Below are 22,644 nucleotides of genomic sequence, written 5' to 3'. Positions count from 1 at the left end.
CCTTAGTCGGCAAAACTAAGCCGGGCTCGGCGGCAGTGGTTGAATTTGCTGGGCAGGAGTATCCGGTAGTGGTGGGTAAGGATGGGGCTTGGCAGGTAACTTTGCCCGCCGTAACGGAAGATAAAGTTTATGACTATCAAGTCAAGGTAACGGATAACGCAGGTAATGTCGGGGTATTCCACGGGCAGTTTACGGTTGATACCCAAATTACATTGACAGCGAGCTTAGACTTAGCGAGCCAAGAGAATTCGAATGCCTCAATAACGCAATTAAAGCGTCCACAAATTAGCGGTACAGCTGACCCTGATAGTAAAATTATTGCTGAGTTTAAAGGACAAATTAAAACGGTTTATACTGATAACCAAGGTAAGTGGTCACTGAGTTTTGATGTTGATGCGGAAGTGGGCAAAGAGAACAATTATAAGATAGTGGCGAAAGATGCTGCCGGTAACCAAAAAACGGTGGAACAGAGTTTTTCATATTTACCCTCGTCAGGAGGGGCGGGAGAAGCCCATCCTCCGATGCTTTCAGTGGTATTAGATGTTGGTAGCGATAGTGGTAAGCTAGGCGATTATATCACTAATATAAAAATGCCTAAGTTTACGGGAACAGCGACTAAGGATGCTAAAATAACCTTATCGATTAATGGTGAAGATTTTACGACAGTGGCAGATAGCTTAACTGGAAACTGGGACATTACCGTTAATGAGCAGCCTGAGGGAAATAATCATTATGTTGTAATGGCAGAGCACCCAACCAATGGGCAATTAAAAGAGATATCTGGGAACATTTTTATTGATAATATCGCACCAGTATCTTCAATCGAATTAACCGCAGAAACAGATACTGGCTCTAAAGGTAACTTTATTACCGCACATCAAAAACCAGTATTTACTGGGAAAGGTGAACCTGGATGCAAAGTTACGTTACATTTAAATAATGAATTAGTTTCGACGACGACGGATAGCAATGGTGTCTGGAGCTTAACTTTACCTAATGAATTACCGAAAGATTTTACTGGGAATTTTAAAATTAATGTCACGGATGCGGCGAGCAATATATTTGAGAGAACAGCCAAATTGGTTATCAGTAGTCATAAACCAGAGCTTTCAGATATAGATCTTATTAATCCTTCAAATTTGGGAAAATTTAATAAAGCTAAATCAATTAATAGTCTTACCCCAACGTTTCGGGGAAAAATAAATGATGATTCTAGTTTAGAGTTTAAGTTTTCTTATTCTTATCAAAATAAGAAACAGAACTATTTGTTTCCTATTACTAAAATAGATAAAGATGGAAATTGGAGCTTCACTATTCCAGAAGGGATATTTGACAATGATCGTCGTTATGATGTGGATAATATATCTGTTGTTGCAACGTCTTCTTCGGGAGTTTCTTCGGAAAAAGCATTTTATAAGCCTGGATTGCAGATAAAAAACTGTATATTGAAAATAACAGGTGAAGTTTCAGCCGAATCTAGTAGTACAGGAGAAAATAATGAACGTCTTAGCTCTAGTCGCTCACCTTATTTACAAGGCTCTATTGAAGGGAGTTCAGATAGGGATGAATTGAAAGGAACCATTTATATCGGAGGTAAAACATATTCAGTAGATTTTGGTAAAAGCCGAAAATCATGGCATTTTAAAGTCCCTGATAATGTTCAACTCCCTTTAGGTGAAGTCCCCTATACCCTAACATTTAAAGATGTTTATGGTTCGGTAAGGGAGGCTTCTTTCTCTGTAGTGATCAGTGATTTTAAATTTTATCTTGACCCTGATACGGACTCTGGAGAAGTTGGAAACAACTTTACTAACCATAAACACCCCGTATATAAAGGTCAAATCACGGCAGGCGGCACGATTTCAGCTAAGGTGAATGGTAAGGATTATTCCATTCAAGCAAATGAGAAAGGGGAATGGCGTTTCGAAGTGCCTATTAGCGGGGACGGAGCTTATCATATTAGTTTTATTCAAGATGATGGAAGCCTTGCTGTTGCACAAACGACACTAAATATCCTGACTACTGATCCGGTCTTTAATGACTTTCATATTGTGGATAAGCAACTTTATAGTGGCACTCAAGTTTCTAATGTAATTAATCCACAACTGGTTTTTACCTATTCTGGAAATATGGATTATTACCTGATAACGGTGAATGGCAAAACCACAAGACATAATAAACTACAAACTAAATATAATGGTTCTAAAACGACGTTTGCTAATGAGTTAACTTTATCAAATGGTGAGCATACCGCTAAAATTACAGCGTTTGATGTTGCGGGAAATAAAACAGAGCATAAAGTCATTATTAAAGTGCTTAGTGATGAACAAGGTATTACTTCACCGAATATTGAATTTGGTATTAATGATAAACAGTGTATTTCTACAAAAGATGGCAAGTTATTATTTAATCAAAACGAGATTAAGTTTACAGGGATAACAACTTCCGCAGGCCAAATTACGCTAAAAGACATGACGGGAAAAACCATTGGTACGACTAAGGCAGATAATAAAGGAAGTTGGGAATTAACATTGCCTAATAATATTGTTCCCATTGATATAAAGGATGGCAATAATATTTCTCTATCGATTACGGCAAAAGATTTAATTGGCCGCGAAACACAGTTTGATTTTGACTTACTCTATGACGTTACCCCTCCAGAAATAACTGCAACTTTAGATGACTTACTTTCAAATAGCGGTGTTATTAATATTAATCAACCCACATTCAGTGGGATTACAAAAGCAAATGCCACGGTATGGTTAACTATTAGTAAACAAAAATATTCAGCCATAGCGGATGCTAATGGTAAATGGAAAATAAAATTAGACGATAAACAAGAGTTAAATGATGGCACTTATAAATATGAAATCGAAGCTCATGATATTCTTGGCCAAATTAGTTTAAATAAATTATCAGGTGATTTTACGGTAAAAACAATTGCCTCCATTAATGGTGAGCTAGACCCTGATTCAGATTCTGGGGAGAAGAAAGATAATCATACCAACGTAAATAAGCCAGTATTTAAGGGAGTAACAGAGCCAAATGCCACTGTACGGCTCGTTTTCAATAATAAAATGGCATCAACTTATGAAAGCATAGCAAATGAAAGAGGAGAGTGGTCGATCAATGTGGATACCGAATTGAGTGATGGTATCCATGATTATGTGATTTTTGCGATTGATAATATTCAAGGCATTAATGGTAAAATTAAGGGGCAGTTAACCATTGATATGACAGCCCCCGATTTGCTCATTGGCGGTGCAGTGGACCCTACGGACTTTACGACTAAACAGGACATTTTAGCTCGTATTACGACACCGACTTTTGCGGGGATTGCAGAGCCAGATGCTTATTTAGAAATCACAGTTGGTCAAGATATTTATAAGGGTATCCTTGTTGATAAGCACGGAAACTGGAGCTTTACGTTATCAGAACCACTAATAGATGGTGAACATGATTATCAAATAAGGATAACAGATATTGCAGGGAATCTAGGGATAGAAAGTTTAACCGGCAAAGTTACTATTGATACCAAAGCTCCTGAACTTTCTGGTTCCTTAGAAAATTCTACTAACTCTGGGGATAAAAGTGATGATATTACCAATATCAACACACCAAAATTCAGTGGCATAACAGAGCCTGATGCGTTAGTCGAGCTTAAGATTGCTAATGCGACTTATCAAGGGAAGGCTGATAAAAGTGGTAAATGGACGATATCTGTTACGGATACCTTGATTGATAAAACCCATGATTATCATATTGAAGTAAAAGATGCAGCGGGAAATACGAAGGAGATGACAGGGCAAATTACTATTGATACCAAAGCTCCTAAACTTTCTGGTTCCTTAGAAAATTCCACTAACTCTGGGGATAAAAGTGATGATATTACCAATATCAACACACCAAAATTCAGTGGCATAACAGAGCCTGATGCGTTAGTCGAGCTTAAGATTGCTAATGCGACTTATCAAGGGAAGGCTGATGAAAGTGGTAAATGGATAATTCCTGTCACCAAGCTACTGGCTGATGGTTCCCATAAATACACGATTGAAGTGAAAGATAAGGCAGATAATAAGGAAATTATAGTAGGCAAAATTACGATAGATTCAACCTTACCCGATGCATCTGTTAGTCCTGCACCAGTACCAGTAGAAAATAAAGTGGTGATGCCAATTGATATTCCACCAGTTGATAATACGATATCTCAAATAGATATTGATAATCTCTATTTCTAGCAAAGCGATTTTAGAAAAAACAGTTGAACCTCAGCATAATAAATGGTGAGGTTCAATGTGTTAAATAATAAATTATTTGAATAATGGGAATGTAGCCGCTGGTTGTGCATGAAAACTTTTAAAGGCAAGTAAAAAATAAGAAACATCATCATAACCGACTTCATGTGCAATACGTGTCATTGGCATATTATCTGCTTTAGATAACATCATGGCTTTATTCATCCGAGACATTAAACTTATTTTAGAAAAACTGGTGTATTCACTCGATAGACGACGTTTTAGTGTTGATGCACTCATATGAAGTTTTTTAGCAACTGTATCTAAAGTACAGCATTGCTTTCCTGCACCATAAAAAATCAAGTCATAGACCTTATCTTTTACTGATATGTTCATTGAGGCATGCAGTGCGGGAATAAATCCATCCACAAATAGGAAAAAAGACAGTATAAAGCTTAAGTGGATGTTAATGACATTATTATTGGAAAGTAGAAGTAGTTCCTTCGTAGCAGAATAAAATACATTTTCAATAATAGGATTTTGTTGTAATTCGGTGTAGCAAATATTATTAACAGATTTTGATTTTGTTTTATTGAGAAACAAAGAAGAATGTTGTTGGTAAAAGCATTTTAGCATCTCGCTGGTTATCGGGATTACATCGACTGCCAATGAGTCATATTTATCACTGCGGATTATCTCAATAGATCCGCCTTTAGGTAGAAAGCAAATATTTGAGGTTGTTAGCGTTTGCCATTGTCCCTCTTCTATTCGTATTTTAATTTCACCTATACTGATTTTTAGTAACAGGGAGTGAGTAAGATAAAAGCTATTTTTTGTTTTATTGGATAGTGTTTCAATATAGGTATGAAACGTTTTTTCACAAAAAGTAATCGACATAAAATAAACCTGAATAAAGTATTACCCATGATTGCAGACCGTAAAATGACTCTGGGTATCGCAAAGAGTGGTTCACGGTTTTTTTTCAAAAACAAACCTTGATATTTATTTGTCTGGAAAATGGTTTGTTATCTGACTCTCATTCAATAAACATCGACTGACAACGATGCTATTTCTCGATTGAACATAGGTGATACTAATTTTATGGTGTGAATATTTATTTAAATAATGGTCACGATTTTTTATGTTTTTTGGGGCGTAAAATAAAGTCGAAAAAAGTCAGACATATTCATATTTTTGATGGTTTAACTTAATGTTTTTATTTGAGTTATTTGTTGGCATTACTGATGCGATGGCAGAATTTCATGGGGCAATAAATAAAAAAGTCAGAAAAGTCCAAAGTGGAATGGCGGGAAATTCCTTAGAGTATGAGAACATGCGCAGGAAAACTAACAGGAATAGAATATAAAAACGGCAGGAATGCATATCCCTGCCGTTCTCGTTGATAATATTTAAAGCGATTAGTTTAGCAGTTGGTTCAATTGGCTGTATAAACCTTGTGCACTTTTCTTGTAACCATCAACAGACAAATGTACGTTATCAGGACGCGCTAAATCTTGAGCCGCCCATGTTCGAATTGAACAAGGCCCTCCCATAAAGGCTTGCCAATCCCAGAATAACGTATTTTCTTGGGCTGCTACTTTCTTCTGTATTTGAATTACATTCATTAAGTTAACTGGCATTTGTGCCTGACAGCTTGCGGCGTTACTGAATTTGATTGAGTCGTTTGGCCCAACTAATAAAATTACGCTATTAGGCACCTGTTGGCGGATTAAGCGGATTTTTTCGCTTAAAACTCGCTCATAAGCTACTAGATCTAAGGTATCGTTAAAGGCCTCATTGGTACCGTAAGCTAAGATCACCATATCGGGCGACATTTGTGCCAAGGTTTCACTCCATTGTGGTTGCCATTTATCAACCATACTCAGAGTAGCGCCATTTAAACCGAGCGCAGAAAGCATCACGCCAGGTTGTGTTGAACGCAGCAACCAACCGCCAATTTTTAAATTATTTTCTTTACCCACTGAAACTTGTGCGGGTAGTTGAGTATTAATTGGTGATGAGAAGCGCCAACTACTACCTGTTGCAGGCAAAGAAAGTACGGATGATGCCGCAGGAGAAACATTCATCTGCGTATCAGAGGTTGTCTGGTAAAGCGCTTGTAATTGATAGTTTCCTTGTGCGGGCTGTAATGGCTTTAACAATATGCTATTACTTGCGGCGGCAGGTTGCGCAATTAAGCCGCCCAAGGGGTAATCAAAGCGTTCATCTTTACGGCTTGAAAATAGTGTCCATTGTTTTTTATCACTCACGCGATTAATGGTGGCAGTTCTTTGCCCCGGAACCGAGATTGGTGGTACAAAACCAAGACCCGCATCCCCATAGCGTTGTTGAAATAATGTTCTCAGATTACCACTAAAAAAGTCAGCCGCAGTGTGTGAGTCGCCTAATTGGACAATATGAACCTGTTGGTTACCTTGGCGCAATTTACTGGCAAAATGGCCCAGATTGGGTTCTGCGTTATTTATCAGTTGCCCTTGTTCAGTGGCTGGTTGGCCTTTTGATGGGGAAACTGTCGTGGTTCTATCCGCTGTATTTTGGCAAGAAAGTAGCCCAAGCGACAGTAGCGTAATGACGCTAGCTGCGGCTAATTTTCGACTAACTTGACGTAGATTGTTCAGTTTCATGAGGTTCCTTTGCTTCCTCTTCGAAATGAATGAGTGAAAAAACTTTTTCAGCAATGGCTTGTTGTCCTTTTGTGCTGAAATGGATCCCATCACCACTTCTTAATTTAATTGTGCTGCTTTCATCCCCAATATAGTCGGAATAAGTGTCATTTTTATATTTTAAGACATCATTCGCGGAAAAATAAATTTCACCGTGATTCTCGACCTCGGATTGGTAAAGACTTCTTAGGAATTTCATACCATCAGATAGCGTATTCTTACGCATATTGGGGGGGCCAATCCAAATCACATCGACATTGTGCTGGCGAGCGGTCGATAATATATCACTAATACGCTCACGATACACCTGTTCCCAGCCTTCGCTTTTAAATTTGACATATTTATAGCCTGCTTGAGGTGGCATATCCCATGGGTCATTTGGCCCTAAAAAGACCACTAATACTTTAATATTAGGATTATCATTCAACGCCTTGGCAATAGTTTGTGGCCAATTAAAAAAGCGAGGATAGGCAAGCCCTGTACTTTGCTTACTTAAATTAATGCTATCGATATTATATTTTTTCAAGAGCATGTTTTTAACGTGGGGTGCGATGCCTTGCATCATCGAATCCCCTGCAAAGAGTACTTGATCCCCTGTGGCGATATTGGCGATATGCTTCGGTACGATGGGGATGTTTTGCTTAGCTGTAAACGTGCCAAAATGAATTTTGGTGTTATTTGTTCTTGCTTGTGGGCGCTTAAGTAATTCAGGAAAAGTGACCGATAAGGTTTCTGCGGGATAAACATAGCCATTGAGGAAATTTAGCCCAACACGATAATCATGAGGAAAATTGAGTTTACTGTGCTGATTGGCTAAAGCTTCCGCTGCTTTCTCTTCTTTCGCTTTCTGTCCAGAAGCATGGTAGGCAAAAGAGCTCCCCGCTGCTTGTATACCCTCATTTAAATGAGCGCCATAGTCCCATGTGGCGTTTCCTGCCATATTTGACCATGGGGTATCCTGATGATACTTCTGCTGCCAGAAGCGCTCTAATGAGCTTTGGTTCAACCAGATAAGTAATAAACCTGCAATCAATACAATAAAGAGTACTTGCCCGGCTTTTATCAGGGTATTTTTAAACTCAGAAGTTAGCATAAATAAATCCTGGCATTCCAGATGGAGAAAGCATAAACATAATGGTAAGAACGATAGCCAATGGAATGGGGTAGTAGTACCAAGGAATTTGTTGATATTTCTTTGCTATGTAATGGTAACTTTGAACAAAACAAGGGTAAGCAAGTAGTAGCACCCAAAAAGCGATAATTAATCCAAGGCTGGCACTGACAGAGGCAATAAATCCAGGTGCAATAATTTGATTGAGCATCATGATTGCATCATCAAAAGTTTGGCTGCGGAAAAATATCCAAGCGAAGCACACAAAGTGGAAGGTAATAATACGCGACACTAGAGTCGAGAGTGTTTTGTTTGGTAATGTTTTTGTCCAACCTAATTTTTCCATACAGAAACTTTTAAGGTTGAGTAATACAATCCCTAAACCATGTATTGCTCCCCACACCACAAATGTCATTGCGGCGCCATGCCATAACCCTGAAATTACCATTGCGAGAAAAACGTTGGTATTCATTCGACTAAATCCCTTACGGTTGCCACCTAATGGGATATAAACATAATCGCGAATAAAGGTTGATAAGCTAATGTGCCAACGCGCCCAGAATTCTTTGAGGTTAGCGGCTATATAAGGTGCATTAAAGTTAACGGGTACTCTATAGCCAAGTAATAGCGCAATACCTGTGACTAGGTTGGTATAACCAGAGAAATTAAAATAGATATTCCAAGCATAGGCGTAGGTTGCCACTAAGATTTCTCCCGCACTGTATCCAGTAGGGGCATCGAATACGGGATTAACATAGTTCTCGGCAAGAAATGAGCTAAATAAAAATAGCTTAACTAATGCCAAGCAGATAAGCAGTATTGCTTTTCGGGTATCTAATATTGTCCGAGTTTCAGCTTGTATTTGCGGTAGGAAGTTTTTTGCTCGGTTAATTGGGCCTGCGACGATGCTAGGAAAAAAGGCAAGGTATAAAGTGACATCAAAAAAGTCAGCTTTAGCTATTTCCTTACGGCAAACCGAGACTGTGTAGCTAACGGAATGGAAAGCATAAAAGGATAGGCCTAATGGCGCGAGCAACTCAATAATAGGCAGCCCAACACTGAAACCGAATTTGTCTAATGTTTGTTGTATGGTTTCTTGGAAAAACGAATAGTATTTAAATAAAGTAAAGCAGCCAATAATTCCTGTGGCTAGAATGACATAAATCCATTTATTAGTGAGCCAATTTGTTAGCCAGTTAGTTAATAGAGAAATGAAAAAGGTATAGCCGAATAATATATAAGCAAAGTCAGGGCTAAATGAATAAACAAAAAAGTAGCTTGCCGTAATAAGTAAGCCATTTTGTAACTTTGCGCTTGGTTGACAACTCCAATAAATAAGGAAAAACACTAAAAAAGAGCCAAGAAACTCAAACGAGAAAAAATTCATGTTGGACTCAAAATGTTAATTATTTTAGTAGTAAGAAGATGCCCTATGATATTTATTATCATGCCTTATGCAATAAGATTATTGCTCGTCATATTTCAAGCAGGTGCGTTGTTGGTCTCTCTCAACGACTTAAGTCACATACTTATGTCTGTTCTCTATATTGATGCGTTTTTTTAGGCGCTGATTTATCTTAGTTGGCTCAATAAAAAAATCCACTCTATTGAGAGTGGATTTTTTAGTGTCTTGTACCTGGTGATACAAAATTAAATGCGAGTTATTGCTCTTTTTTGAGCTTGTGTAATCAATTCTTCGTTACTCGCGTACATCTCTTGTAAATAGCGGTTATAAGTAGAACCTAACTCTGAGTAGCCTTTCATATCATTGATAAGTTTTGTGGTATCTAACTCATCAGTTGATTTACGTTGTTTCGCTCTTGAATTACGTAGTGATTCATAAGCATTGTGGGTATTCATATTCTTCATATAGGCAGTTACGGTGCCTTCAACTGAAGAGTATACAGAATAACCTTTAACTTTCCCTTGTTTAGCCTGACACCCGCTTCCGCAGCGCATTCCAAACAAATTACCATTTTGTGTTGCTAGTTGAGATGTACCCCAACCTGATTCTGTTGCAGCTTGTGTCGCCACTAAATGTGTCGGCATGATATCCACACGACTGAGTAATTTATCCCAGTTAATACGTTGTGGGTTATTACATTTCATACCATAGCTATCACATATTTGAGCCAGTTGGCGTAGCTCTTGTGCGCTCCACTTCTTGTTTTTACGCACTGAAAGGAGCCAGTTTCGCTCTTCCATAATCTGTTGATTGACTTTTTCAATCACGGGGACAACCGTTTTCAAAAACGCTTTCTTACGTGGTGTACCAGTTGGGTATTTTCGCAAATCAGGCAACGATGTTTGAGCTTGATTTGTGCTCTGCACTGCCTTGTGAGAATACTCTTTTTTGAGCATGGTACTGGTGCTGGTAGAGCCTAAACTAAGACTCGAAAATAATAGTAAAAATAAGAAAGCGAAGACGGCTTTTGTCCTCATCGTTCGAGAGGGCATTTGCTTCTCCTAAGTATCTCTGAACAAAATTCGACCGAATAGTAGCAGAATAATTTTTCATGAGCTACTTATATCCGGCTGACATTAGCTAAATTTCTGTATTGTTTTGTTATGGTTTGAGGGTAAATTAAATTTATGTTTATTTTTTTGTGGTTAGCTAAAATAATTTATAGTACCTTTTAGTTATTTATAAATTATTATTACTTATTTGCCTTGATGTTGGCGTTACATAAGTCAAATTTGATTAAAATACAGTCAATACATGTACTTATTGAAAGGTTATTTTGGTTAATAAATGAGCGGTTGGTAGTGTGTTTTTTAATCGAATTGAGAAATGCATCTTTTTAGGAATGTTTACATGTCCTAGTAATGAGTAAGAAAGTGGTGGGTAAAACACAATAAAAGAAAAGTAAATTTAGCATAGGTTTTATCGAAAAAAATCATTTTAAAAGGTCGTAAAAATGGAGTGGGAGGTGACATATTTTGATTAAATAATCTCTTTCTTGGGTGATAAATTGTAATGTTGATAATGTTAATATTACCTATTAGTTAAATGTCTCTGGAAAGGGTGAATGAGTGACTATTTTAATAATGAGTCATTGAAGAATGATCACCCAGTATAAATTAGCGGGTCGAATTGCGGGGAACATAAATAAGTTCGATGAGTTCTTTTTGCTCAGTGACTTGAATATCATTTGCCCTATCTATAAGCATTTTGATTGCTAAGGCACCTATATATTCGGCAGGGATCTGTACCGTTGATAATTCAGGATATAAATAATGACAAAGGTCTGTATCATTAAAACCAATAACAGCGATGTCTTGGGGTATCTCAATATTATGTTTTCTTGCCGCACGATAAATGGCGCCTGCAAGTAAATCATCATCACAGATAACGAGATTAGGCTGGGTTTGGAGTAATATTTCTGCGCGATAAGTCGCTTCTTCAACAGAGAAAGTCGAATATTCAAGATGCAGTGTTTTATTTTGGTGTTCTAGTGCATTAAATTTACTTTCGAATATGCGATGTCGTCTAAGAAAATGCCTTCTAGGGAATTCAGCGCGAAAGTAACCGATTCGATAACGATCTGATTGCTGAATGTATTCGATGATTTTATTCGTTGTTTCAGTGATATTAAGCTCAATATCAATATTGTCTTCATTATCGGGCTCAATATAGACGATTTGTTTTCTATAACTGGCTAATTTGAGCGTAAATTCATCACTACAAGCATATATAATGCAGCCACTTATTACTTTACTTTGAAAAAGGGAAATGAGTTTATCGCACCATTCATCATTAGCGATACTGTCGAGGAGAATAACAGAATAACCTGATTTAGCAGCCGCTATCTCTGCGGCGTAAATAACTTTTCCAAAATAGGGTTGTTGTAGATCAGGTACCACAAAGGCAATATTGGTTGATGAACCATTACGTAGCATTTGAGCGCTGACATTAGGTTGATAATTTAAGTCTTCAACGACAGCTAAAACGCGTAATCGAGTGGCTTCAGAAACCCTACCTTTTGATTTACCGCTAAGAACAAGTGAAACAGTTGATTGTGAGACATTTGCTAATTTAGCGACATCTTTACTATTAATAGAGGGTTGATATGTCGAACTATTCTTTTTTTTAGTCATAACGCAAATACCTTTTTTTATAGCAAGTGTAACAAAGGTCTAGGATAATAAGGTGGATATTAATTTGTTTTACCTCGTCTTATTTATAGGGTGAAAATATGCACTATTAATATGAGTAAAGCGAATGAGTAAAGTAAATTTATTTAAGCCAATTAAATAAGTAATACGTATGACTTACTGTGAATTACCTCACATTAGGGAATAATAATCATATGTATGATGCGATGGTCGGTACTATAGTTTGGTCAGTAATTTATAGTTTGGCCGATAATAGCGGTGACATAAATGGCATCCTACAGCTAACGGGTGATTAAATGAGTACAATATTTAGATTAAAAGTTGTGTCGTTTTTACAGTATTTTATTTGGGGGTCTTGGCTCGTGACCTTGGCATCGTATCTATTTAATACGTTGCAGTTTAAAGGGAGTGATATTGGATTAGTTTTTAGTTCATTGGGTCTCGCTTCACTTTTTGCACCTGTAGTGATTGGTATGGTTGCAGATAAAATTAATAATCGAAAACTGGTATTTATTACCCTGCATTTGCTTTCAGCCGTTACCTTAATTTTAGTGGCGTATAGCACCAGCGTAACCATGCTATTTTTAGTTTTATTATTGAATTTAATGTTTTATATGCCAAGTATATCGATGTGTAATAGCATCCTATTTGAGTTACTAGAACAGCAAAAATTAGAATCAAATAAATATTTTCCTAAAATTCGTGTATTCGGTACTGTCGGGTTCATCGCTGCTATGTGGACGATAAGCCTGTTAAAACTCGAAACGAGCCATTATCAGTTATTTATCGCTTCGGGTGCTTCTGTTGTCCTTGCCATTTTCTCGCTCACCTTGCCAGCGGCTAAAGCTATTGATAAATCTGAGAAAGAAGCTGTCACGACATCTAACTTTAATATGAAAAACATTTTATTCGTTTTTCAAAAACATAATGTTGTTGTATTCCTCTTTTTTGCGATGTTGTTGGGTTCGGTTTTGCAAATCACTAACACACTGGGTGTGCCTTTCTTGCAAGATCTGGCAAAAAATCCAGAGGCGGAAGGTTCATTATTTGCAAGTTTTCCAACGATCTTCTTGTCTATTTCTCAATTTTCAGAAGTCTGTTTTATTTTAGTACTTCCTTTCTTACTTAAGAAAATCAAAATAGAGACCATCTTATTATTCAGTATGTTGGCGTGGATTTTACGTTTTGGCCTATTTGCTTATGGTGATTTCTCAACCATTGGTACTTTCGTACTTCTGTTATCAATGATTGTTTATGGCTGTGCGTTCGATTTCTTTAATATTTCAGGTTCTCTTTTCTTAGATAAAGAAATTCCATTGCAATATCGCTCAACTGCCCAAGGGATATTTACGACCTTTGTGAATGGTTTTGGTACTTACCTTGGTGCGATGTTAAGTGGTTGGGTACTTGATTTAAATACGGTTAATGGCGTTGTTGACTGGCACATGTTCTGGATTGTTTTTGCCTGTTATACCGGCTCATTCACCATTCTTTATTCAATTTACATGTTGCTTAGAAAACCGTCAGATTCACAAGGTGAAACTGTTAACCACTAGAAATAGATGTGGTTAGTTGTGAAAACGCAACAACATAATAGGTGAAAGTGATGTTGAACGAAACTGAGTACCGTATTAAAGATTTAAGTCTAGCGCCGCAAGGAATGAAGCGTATTAATTGGGCGAAAGCACATATGCCAATTATGCAAAGCTTAATGATCCGCCTTGAAAAAGAGCAACCGTTTAAAGGCCTGACTATCAGTATTTGTCTACATGTCGAAGCTAAAACGGGTGTGTGGATTGAAGCGCTAACTAAAGGCGGCGCTAAAATTGCAATAACAGGCTCTCCGGGTTCAACGCAAGATGAAACAGCGGCTGCATTAGTCGAGTATTACGGTGCTCAGGTTTTTTCACAACGAGCAGAAGATTTCGCTGACCATATTAATTATTGCAAAGAAATTTTACGCGTAGGGCCCGATATCATTGCTGATAATGGGGCTGATTTACATGAATTGATCCTCACTGACCCTGAGTTTAGCCATTTACAGACTAAAATATTAGGGGCAACCGAAGAAACCACGACAGGAGCGAATCGTCTACGCGAAGATTTCTCTGCAAATCTTTGGCCGACGCTAGTTATTAATGATACTCAAGCTAAGCGGATCATTGAAAACCGTTATGGTGTGGGCTCATCAGTGGTTGAAAGTATTGCTCACGCGACTAATGTCATGATCCACGGTAAAAAAGTGGTTGTGATTGGCTATGGTTATTGTGGCTCCGGTGTTGCTCAACGATTCAGAGGGATGGGGGCACATGTTACTGTTGTTGAAACTAACCCGTTAACACGTCTTGAGGCTCACTTGGAAGGTTTTTATACCGCACAGTTGAGTGATGCTATTCCTGATGCAGATTTTGTTGTGAGTGTCGTGGGTCGTGATAACGTGTTAACAGCTAAAGATTTTCTCTTAATGAAAGACAAAGTTATTATTGCTAATGCAGGCCATTTTCAACGAGAAGTTGATGTTGAAGCATTAAATGAACTTGCCGAATATAAAGAAGAAATCATACCGAAAATCAATCTATATCAATTGAAAAATAAAAAACAACTGTACCTGATGTCGGATGCAAATTTAGTTAATTTGTCTGCCGGAAATGGTAATCCAATCGAAGTGATGGACTTGGGATTAGCGTTACAAACCTTGAGTCTGGAGCGTATCGCTTTAGCGAGTCAGTCATTAGCTAAAATACCTCAGCCGGTACCTTATGATATTGAAATGGCAGTGGCTGAATTGGCATGTGACAACTGGATAAATCATTAATTGTATTTTAACTAGCTCGTAGAAGATGTTTTTTATAGGTCATTCAACGAAAGTTAATGCAACAGTGTGTGCAAATTTAAATCAGCTCATAAGAGAGTGTGTATGGAAGAGATGGGGCATTTTGTTACCGCTGAGGTTTATGTCAATTCACCATGGTCAGTTGAAGAAGCAAAGGTGGCAATAGATGCATTTTGCTTAGCGATGCGTCAGGAACCTGGCTGCTCACTGGCATATGCATGGCAGGATAATGCTGATCCTAGTCGGTTTATTCTATGGGAGCGCTATGACAGCCTTGCTGCTCATCAGCAACATTTTACCTTACCTCATACGCAGGCCTTTATCCAAGCCGGTTGGGTTAAACTGATCCGTGCATTTGAAACTACGTTATCTGATGATGAGCCCAAGGAGCCTACTCGATGATTAATTGGGGTATTTTGGGAACAAGTTTCATTTCTGGGGTGATGGCAGATGCAATTGCCGGTGTACCGGGGCATCAAGTTTATGGTGTTGCAGGGCGTTCAAGTGCCAATCTGGCTGCCTTTTGTCAGCAGCATCCAACAAAACATGTGTTTAATGATTATGCACAAATAATTGCTGACCCAGAAGTCGATGTGATTTATATCGCTTTACCTAATCATGTACATCATGAATATATTCTTCAGGCTGCTCGTGCAGGAAAAGCTATTTTGTGTGAAAAATCACTCTCTGTTGATATGGAGAAAACACAAATTGCATTAGCAGCAATAAAAGAGCATAAGGTTTTCTTTCTTGAAGGATTGATGTATTTGCACCATCCGTTGATTACTGAGTTAGTCGCTCAATTGAAAAGTGGTGTTGTGGGCGAAGTTCGCTCAATTACTGCACGTTATGGTGCTGATATTGTAAAATTTGTTAATCCAGACAGTCGAGGTGCGATTTATAACCTTGGTTGTTATCCCGCCTCTTTAATTCACTTAGTCATGCAGCTTAGTTATGGTGAAATGGCAAATCGCTATCAAATCGCGGCAAACGGTAGACGAGGTGCAGATACTAATATCGTAGAAACTTCAGCGCTGTTAACTTGGCCTGGGCTTGCTGTGGCACATCTACATTGTGTAGAAGATTATGGCATGTTTTGGGATTTTAGTATTCAAGGTAGCGCTGGAACCTTGCGCATTGAAAGTAACCCTTGGTTACCAGAGGTTCAAGGAAATGTGATAACTGTTAAACCTTATGAACAACCAGCTCAACGGATTGAAATTTCAGCTGAGGGTGATGCTTTTTATTATCAAGTCCAAGCGGTTGGAAATGCGTTAATGCAAAAACAGCTCGAAGCAAAGCGTCCAGCGGTGGGTTTACAAGATTCATTAGAGATTATGCAACTGTTAACGGAATGGGAAAGTCAGGCGCTTAATTTTAGTGATAATTTTTGCCATTAGTTAGCAATATAGACGAATGATTTAAATTTGATATCTATGCCGTGAATTAATAAGGTTCACGGCATAGATTATATTATTAAGGGCGCAAAATTTGTTGTTGTGCATCTTGCGCTTTGGCCGCTTCAGCCAGTAGTGAAAAGTCAGAAACTGTCCAATAATGTGTCGATGTGGGAAGCTGCCCCATATTTGTTGTTGGCAATAAGCGTAATTCAGCTAATTGTGTAAGTGAATAACCAAGGTAGCTATCTGGCAGGCTTAATCGCAAACCTTCCGAGGGGATCATTTGAGTTGGAAATAAAGGCAATCGATTATCTTTAGTTTCATAGTCTCTGGTTAACACAAGAAACTTTTCTGGAACGCGTTGGTAACTGTTCCACCAAATACCATCTACTTTATCAAACATTTTACGGGAATCTTGCTTCTTTTTATCACCGAGTTGATGTAATGCTACAGGGAGTATTTGCGTGATGGATTGAGCGTACATAGGTAATGATTGTGCTCGACCTTGTAAAATCAATGTCATCGAAAGTCTTGCCCCCAATAAGTTCGAATACAAATCTTCAGGGGAAAATGCCGAAATACCTTCAGAGAAACCTGGTACAGATTGGTAACCATACCATTGGGCTATTTCATGCCATGCGGCAAGTTGGAATGCAAGTTTTGCGGCTAAATAAGCGCTGAGAGTATAGCGTTGCTTGGCGGATTGTGGCGCATGAAATGCGCTAAAATGAATTTGTCTGCTTGTCAGCTCATTACTGAGTGTTAGCGACCATTCTTGGCCAAGGCGTGGATAAATTTGGCTAAATAAATAGAATGTATAATCGGCGGTGTCTCGGACATGGGAGACATCAATAAAACTGCCTTTATCTGTGTATAATAATCCGACTTTTTCATGACTGACACCCATCAACGCAGCAGCTGCGCCCACAAAGCTATCATTATAATGATGTTCGCCGAGTTTATCGGCCTCAACGATATTGTCGATGGTATAAAAAGGAACAGGAACTCCCCAAAGCTGTGCCTGTAAGTCATAACCAAATGCACAGCAAGCTCTCAAACCTTGTGGCGGCTCTAATTCATTAACGACAGGCCAACTTTGCAAGGCTTCTTCTTGGCTATCGCTCGTTAAAACAGGGGCAATAATTGATAAGTTCTGTTTTTGGGTATTTTGGCAAGCCGCTAAAAATACCGTCATGCATAAGATAATAATAGATTTATACATTAGAATGCCTCACCCACCTGAAAATAAACCCCGGTGCTATTTCGACCAATACCAAAATCAAGGCGTACATTCATTCTCGGTTTAAATTCAAAGCGATAACCAACGCCAACCGTAGGTAGCCAGTGCCCTTCACCTAATGAAGAGGGGGAGTCACTCATGGTACCAGTGCCAAGCCAGCCGACGACACCGTGTCGCCAATCGAGCTTATGTCTTAACTCAATTTGGCTGGTGAAAATATTATTATCACGGTAACGTCCTTCATAATAACCGCGCATCCGGTTGCCATTACCAAGCAGAGATAGTTGATCCCAAGGAACGTTACCCGTTGTAAAACGGACATAATTATCGATAGCAAAAACGGTCTTGTCAGTTATTTCATGGTAATAAGCATATTGGAGTTGAGTGGTTTGAAAGCGCGTATCACTGCCAAAACTAGGTGCAAAATAGGTGTAGATTACTTCAAAGGCTTGGCCTTGGTGTGCATTAGGTAAGAAGTCACGGCTATCATAGCTAAAATAAGTACTCATACCTGAATTGACTACTGAGCGTCCACCAATGGTTTGTGAAAAGTATTTTCGTGCACCTGCATCTGGGTCACTGGCGTTCATTGATGAAAAATGCCACCCTAATCCAAAATAAGTTGCATCAGTGAGTTTGTATAATGCTCTTGGGGTAATTTTGAATTCTTGGGAATGATACTTTTCTTTATTATTATCATTTTTCCCTGCGGCGTAACCTTTGCCCCAATAATAAGTGGGTACATTGTTTAATGTACCTGAAATAAATAATCGCCACTGGTCGTTATCAATAAAATTATAATTGGTAAAATTAATACCAAAAGCCCCTGTTGAAGAGGCGAAACCACTTAAGCCAATCGAAGAGGGCTGTGTGATTTTATCTTCTTTATCAATACGGTACAGTCCAACTATAGCCGTACCGACTCCCAGTCCCATTTCAGGGGTATAGAAAGGTCCCGGTAATATTCCCCAATCAACCGTTTTACTTTCATCAAAGCTATTTTTACCACCAAGCTCATTGAGCCAGCCATCAATTTGTTGGCGTTCAGGTAAAATTTGTGCCTGAGATATTGGCATAATAAAAAGGCTGAGCAATGTCAGCCTTTGAAGAATATTCAGTTTTAACATTAAAAACGGAACTCTCCCGAGACATAAAAGGTATTACGGTTATTAAAACCGAATTCAGTGAGCACATTAAAATTACGTGTGAATTCTACACGTGCTCCAACAGTGTTGTTCCATTTATGGGCAAGATGTTGTTTGACGTCGAATTTCATTCCAGGATCATCTAATGCATCAACAAAACCTTTAAAAGCCGGAGGTAAACTGAGATTATTTACATCCCCTTTAAAACGTTGGGTAATATCTTGATACATTGCACCAGTCCAAATTTGAATTTTAGTATTTCCTTGGCCCTCAATAAGCGGATCGAGAGTAAACTGATAACCAATACGTGGTGAGATGATCAATGCTTTAATATTACCATCGAGGATATCTAAATCTGTTCGGGTATAATTAAGATCAAGTGTCGTAAATATGTTTTCATAGCCACCAGCAAGGGTGAAACCAGCACCATAAGTTTTGCCTTTAAAATCTAAATCAAATGGTTGATCTTTTAAAAAGTCCAAAGGGAGTTTTCCAAACCCAAGATCAAAGCTACCACCTTTTAAAATAGTATGGGATTTACCTTTGGTATGGCCATATAAACCATACACATTTAAAAATGGAAAGATCCATGAGTCTATTTTTAATGTGTGGGTTTCACTTTTTTGGCGGGTATGTCCTGCATCTATACTCAGAGCATCTGCTGTTTCTGGGTTTTTAGGCATGATGAAACCAATTTTATCCACCACAATATCTTGGCGCATATTCATATAACCATAACTTGCCCCAAATGGTTCAGGTAAATCATAGCCTCGGGCGCGCGCTTCGTCTCCCCAAATAGGCAGTACTCGTGACTCTGTAGCAGAAGAACGAGTAATACCCCCTTCATTATTACTTTTCGGCGCACCAGACTCACTCATGGTCATGGAAAATAAAGGACGATCGTTATCAGCAAAACTGGCAGGAATAGAAATACAAGATGAAAGGATCAGCACAGCGCTGAATGATATGCGTGTCATAGGTGAACTCAATATACGAAAAATAAAGAAGAGAAAAACAGAATAAGCTACAAAGCTCATTCTTCTTCGTAGAATATTAGCATAGGATTTGGTTTTTTTGATGGCTCATGATGCTATTTTATATTCACCTATTAGTGAATATAACAAGGGTTGATAGTTAATTAAGGTTAATAATATTGTGGCTAAGTTCAAGGTTTGTGCCGTTATTCATTATAATCGGCACAATAATTAGCATAAGCGATGAAATTAAACGCTATTTCTTATTCTGTTGATGAAAATGAACACGTTCATGGAAATAGGTTTTTAAGTGGTTTTCCATCTGGTGGACTTTTTGCTCTAATGCATTGATGAGTACATCATCGTTATTCATGTCAAATACGCGTTGCATAGCAAGGTCATCAACGTATTCTTTTTGTTCGTGAGTTAAATTAGACATATTTCATAACCTATATTTTGATGCAATTGAATTATTTTATCGACTAAATATCATTGAACCGATAATCAATAGAGCACTATTGTGCCTTAGTGAATACGGGATGAAAAGTAGAATAAATTATTGTCGAATAATGATAATTCATTAGCTTAGACGAAATGCAAAGTATTAAATCACAATATAAAATTGTTAAGAATAATCACAATATTCTTAATGAATTTAAGCTGATATCCTCAAGTAAATAAATAATGGGTCAAAATAATGAACAATAAACAACAATACCTTGATATTGCGGCAGGGAAAGGCGAAAAAGAAGCATCTATGATGGTGGCGATCCCTGGATCTGAACTGACATCTTCATTACTTGAGAAACGTTTAGAGCAACAAACGTATTTTACTGAAGGTGAGGTTGATTATATCCCAGAAGATGGCGGTTTCTTTTTCTCATGTAAAAAAGATGAACAAGAGTTACGTTTTTATATTTCTCTTGTTGATAGCGATCCGGAATATTCAATTAACCCGTATTTTGCTACCGATCCAATTAGCCCTGAGTTATATGCAGAGGCTAGCTCTGCACCGCAAGCGGTTATCATTGAATGCATGTTCCAAGAGCAACCGCTTGTTAGCTATCTTCAACAATTAAAAATTATTCAAATACTCGTACCTGATTTGTTATTGGGTTTAGATCTTTCTGCGGCAGGTAAAGTATTTACACGGGAATGGCTAAACTTCCAATTAGTGGATGATTTGATGCCAAGTGTGGACTCTTTATATGTGGTTCATGCCATTTACGACCAAGATGAAAATGAGGAGCAAACGGAAGAGGAGCGAGCACCAACCATGTATTGGTTCCATACGCATGGTTTAGCCCGTTGCGGCCTTTCTGAAGCTGAAATTATTATTCCACATCCGATTGCTTCTTATTATGGTATTCCTGAATTATTTTGGAGTTTTGTGAATAACAGTATTACTCAGAGCAAGATTGTATTTAATGAACCTATTTTTATTGGGCAAACACAAACTGGTCATGAGTATTTGGTTGCGGTACCGTTTGAAGAAGGTTTGTTGCATGTAGGGCAATCGACATTAGTTGATGATTTAAAACCGCTTGAAGAGATGAATTTTGAGTTTGGTGATACAAATTCAGCACGTTTTATGGGGGATTGGCATGATCGTGATGAATCTCACCAGCATCCCTCCGTGATGTTATTTCGTGTCACTCAAGAAAATCCGACCCTTGAAAGCTTTTTTCAAGGGTTTGAAGATCAAAACGCCATGATGTTTATGCGCACTGATGAAGAAACCGCTGATATGTCCCGCAAGGCCAAATTACGCTGGGAATATTTCACGCATATGTTAGACAATTATGGGCCAAAGCCGGTTGTGCAGAAAAAAGGTTTTTTTGCTAAATTTATGGGGAAATCGGAAGAACAAGCGGATTCAGATTGGCGTTTCTTAGTAAAATGCGGTATTGGTTATCATGATGAAGAAGAAGACTATGATGGTCATGAACATATGTGGTTTGAACCGATATCATGGAATGGTGAGCAATTTGAAGGGCGTTTAATTAACCATCCGTTCTATGTACAGCATATGCAAGAAGGGGAAGTTTATCCGTTAACACGAGATGATATTACGGATTGGACTATTTATTTTCAAGATGGTAGTTATACACCTGATACAATCTATAAATTACTCAGTGGTGCTCAAGTTCATTAATCTTGGTTGGGCACAGGTTACGTTGAAAAATCAATGTGCCCATAAAATTAACGACAATAAGATAACAATATGAATGACCTTGAGCTTTATCAATATGCCCTTTTCTTACTTTCTCGTCGTGATTACGGAAGGGCTGAACTATTCGCCCGTATGAAGCGCCGTATGTACGAAAAAAACGATAGAATTATTGATGAACTCTTAATTGAAAGAGTGCTTGCCAAGCTGGATGAACAACACTTTCTTGATGATGATCGTGTTGTTTCTTTGTTGATGCAGAGTTACGTGCGCAAGGGCTATGGACCATTGCGCATTAAGCAAGAACTGCGGCAAAAAGGATTCATTGAAGCATTAGTTGAGACCCATCTTGAAAATGTCGAGGTCGATTGGTTCGAAAAAGCCATTGAAGTACGAACTAAGAAATTTGGCGATGATTTGCCTTCTGATTTTAAAGAAAAAAGTAAACAAGTTAGGTATTTACAGTCCAGAGGTTTCTTTGGTGACATGATTTATGAACAATTCAAAAATTAAGCCATTTTATTAGTAATTGGTCTTTTTTCTTTCTTTTTATCCTTTCTCGTTAACGGCTGTTGGTCATTATCTTCAATTGAGTTACATCAAATAATGATACGAAAACTCTTATTTTCATCATTACTGTTAACGTTAACAGTAATTTGATTGTATACTCATGTTCATAATCTAAACAATATTTTTGTTTTATATAAAAACAATGTCAGTTGAGCTGCAATTTTAG

18 protein-coding genes are annotated in these 22,644 nt (G+C 38.1%); 8 read left to right on the top strand and 10 right to left on the bottom strand.

What is annotated here, in order from left to right; all coding sequences use genetic code 11:
* Positions 1 to 4,238 (top strand): Ig-like domain-containing protein (locus AAZR93_RS20045; RefSeq protein WP_434720862.1); only part of this gene is annotated, 4,238 nt, incomplete at its 5' end.
* 72 nt (positions 4,239 to 4,310) lie between these two features.
* Here the strand turns inward: AAZR93_RS20045 and AAZR93_RS20040 are convergent.
* From AAZR93_RS20040 to AAZR93_RS20015, 6 genes are all read right to left on the bottom strand, one after another.
* Positions 4,311 to 5,132 carry a helix-turn-helix domain-containing protein gene (locus AAZR93_RS20040; protein ID WP_434720861.1) on the bottom strand — a complete coding sequence of 274 codons (822 nt, stop codon included), beginning with the start codon at positions 5,130 to 5,132 and terminating at the stop codon, positions 4,311 to 4,313.
* A 521-nt stretch (positions 5,133 to 5,653) separates the two neighbouring features.
* Positions 5,654 to 6,880, bottom strand: coding sequence for an SGNH/GDSL hydrolase family protein (locus AAZR93_RS20035; RefSeq protein ID WP_434720860.1), 1,227 nt, complete (start codon positions 6,878 to 6,880; stop codon positions 5,654 to 5,656).
* Complete coding sequence (locus tag AAZR93_RS20030) at positions 6,852 to 8,012, bottom strand: SGNH/GDSL hydrolase family protein (RefSeq protein WP_434720859.1); 1,161 nt, start codon at positions 8,010 to 8,012, stop codon at positions 6,852 to 6,854. Before AAZR93_RS20030 ends, AAZR93_RS20035 begins: the two co-directional genes overlap by 29 nt.
* On the bottom strand, positions 7,999 to 9,417 hold the full coding sequence (locus tag AAZR93_RS20025) for an MBOAT family O-acyltransferase (protein WP_434720858.1): 1,419 nt from the start codon (positions 9,415 to 9,417) through the stop codon (positions 7,999 to 8,001). Before AAZR93_RS20025 ends, AAZR93_RS20030 begins: the two co-directional genes overlap by 14 nt.
* Before the next feature lie 263 nt (positions 9,418 to 9,680).
* On the bottom strand, positions 9,681 to 10,487 hold the full coding sequence (locus tag AAZR93_RS20020; protein ID WP_294109832.1) for a protein bax: 807 nt from the start codon (positions 10,485 to 10,487) through the stop codon (positions 9,681 to 9,683).
* Positions 10,488 to 11,111: 624 nt separating this feature from the next.
* Entirely contained in the window at positions 11,112 to 12,128 is a 1,017-nt protein-coding gene (locus AAZR93_RS20015) for a LacI family DNA-binding transcriptional regulator (protein ID WP_294109830.1), read from the bottom strand.
* Positions 12,129 to 12,307: 179 nt separating this feature from the next.
* Between AAZR93_RS20015 and AAZR93_RS20010 the strand changes: the two genes are divergently transcribed.
* The 5 genes from AAZR93_RS20010 (at position 12,308) to AAZR93_RS19990 (ending at position 16,379) form a co-directional block, all read left to right on the top strand.
* Complete coding sequence (locus tag AAZR93_RS20010; RefSeq protein WP_294109828.1) at positions 12,308 to 12,442, top strand: hypothetical protein; 135 nt, start codon at positions 12,308 to 12,310, stop codon at positions 12,440 to 12,442.
* A complete protein-coding gene (locus AAZR93_RS20005; RefSeq protein WP_434720857.1) occupies positions 12,443 to 13,702 on the top strand; it encodes an MFS transporter in 1,260 nt (419 codons plus the stop codon).
* Between the two features lie 50 nt (positions 13,703 to 13,752).
* Positions 13,753 to 14,961, top strand: coding sequence for an adenosylhomocysteinase (locus AAZR93_RS20000; RefSeq protein ID WP_294109825.1), 1,209 nt, complete (start codon positions 13,753 to 13,755; stop codon positions 14,959 to 14,961).
* 102 nt (positions 14,962 to 15,063) lie between these two features.
* Complete coding sequence (locus tag AAZR93_RS19995; RefSeq protein ID WP_336430996.1) at positions 15,064 to 15,381, top strand: putative quinol monooxygenase; 318 nt, start codon at positions 15,064 to 15,066, stop codon at positions 15,379 to 15,381.
* Positions 15,378 to 16,379, top strand: a complete 1,002-nt coding sequence (locus AAZR93_RS19990; RefSeq protein WP_434720856.1) for a Gfo/Idh/MocA family protein — start codon at positions 15,378 to 15,380, stop codon at positions 16,377 to 16,379. The genes AAZR93_RS19995 and AAZR93_RS19990 overlap by 4 nt, the downstream gene beginning before the upstream one ends.
* A 76-nt stretch (positions 16,380 to 16,455) precedes the next feature.
* On the opposite strand, the gene AAZR93_RS19985 is transcribed toward AAZR93_RS19990, so the two are convergent.
* From AAZR93_RS19985 to AAZR93_RS19970, 4 genes are all read right to left on the bottom strand, one after another.
* On the bottom strand, positions 16,456 to 17,601 hold the full coding sequence (locus tag AAZR93_RS19985; protein WP_434720855.1) for a DUF4056 domain-containing protein: 1,146 nt from the start codon (positions 17,599 to 17,601) through the stop codon (positions 16,456 to 16,458).
* Entirely contained in the window at positions 17,601 to 18,746 is a 1,146-nt protein-coding gene (locus tag AAZR93_RS19980; protein ID WP_434720854.1) for a BamA/TamA family outer membrane protein, read from the bottom strand. The genes AAZR93_RS19985 and AAZR93_RS19980 overlap by 1 nt, the downstream gene beginning before the upstream one ends.
* The gene (locus AAZR93_RS19975) at positions 18,746 to 19,741 is read right to left on the bottom strand and encodes a hypothetical protein (RefSeq protein WP_434720853.1); all 996 of its coding nucleotides are present in this window, start codon (positions 19,739 to 19,741) and stop codon (positions 18,746 to 18,748) included. The genes AAZR93_RS19980 and AAZR93_RS19975 overlap by 1 nt, the downstream gene beginning before the upstream one ends.
* Positions 19,742 to 19,994: 253 nt before the next feature.
* Positions 19,995 to 20,177 carry a hypothetical protein gene (locus AAZR93_RS19970; protein WP_434720852.1) on the bottom strand — a complete coding sequence of 61 codons (183 nt, stop codon included), beginning with the start codon at positions 20,175 to 20,177 and terminating at the stop codon, positions 19,995 to 19,997.
* 258 nt (positions 20,178 to 20,435) lie between these two features.
* On the opposite strand from AAZR93_RS19970, the gene AAZR93_RS19965 reads away from it, so the two are divergent.
* Both AAZR93_RS19965 and AAZR93_RS19960 read left to right on the top strand, forming a co-directional pair.
* Positions 20,436 to 21,893 (top strand): DUF4026 domain-containing protein, encoded by a 1,458-nt coding sequence (locus AAZR93_RS19965; RefSeq protein WP_434720851.1) that lies wholly within the window; start codon positions 20,436 to 20,438, stop codon positions 21,891 to 21,893.
* 69 nt (positions 21,894 to 21,962) lie between these two features.
* Positions 21,963 to 22,421 carry a regulatory protein RecX gene (locus AAZR93_RS19960; protein WP_434720850.1) on the top strand — a complete coding sequence of 153 codons (459 nt, stop codon included), beginning with the start codon at positions 21,963 to 21,965 and terminating at the stop codon, positions 22,419 to 22,421.
* The last annotated feature ends 223 nt before the right edge of the window (positions 22,422 to 22,644 follow it).

The organism is Providencia sp. Je.9.19 (genome assembly GCF_051129765.1).
Classification (GTDB): domain Bacteria; phylum Pseudomonadota; class Gammaproteobacteria; order Enterobacterales; family Enterobacteriaceae; genus Providencia.
Note: the sequence above shows the minus strand (reverse complement) of the source record. Positions and strands in the feature narration are given on the sequence as shown.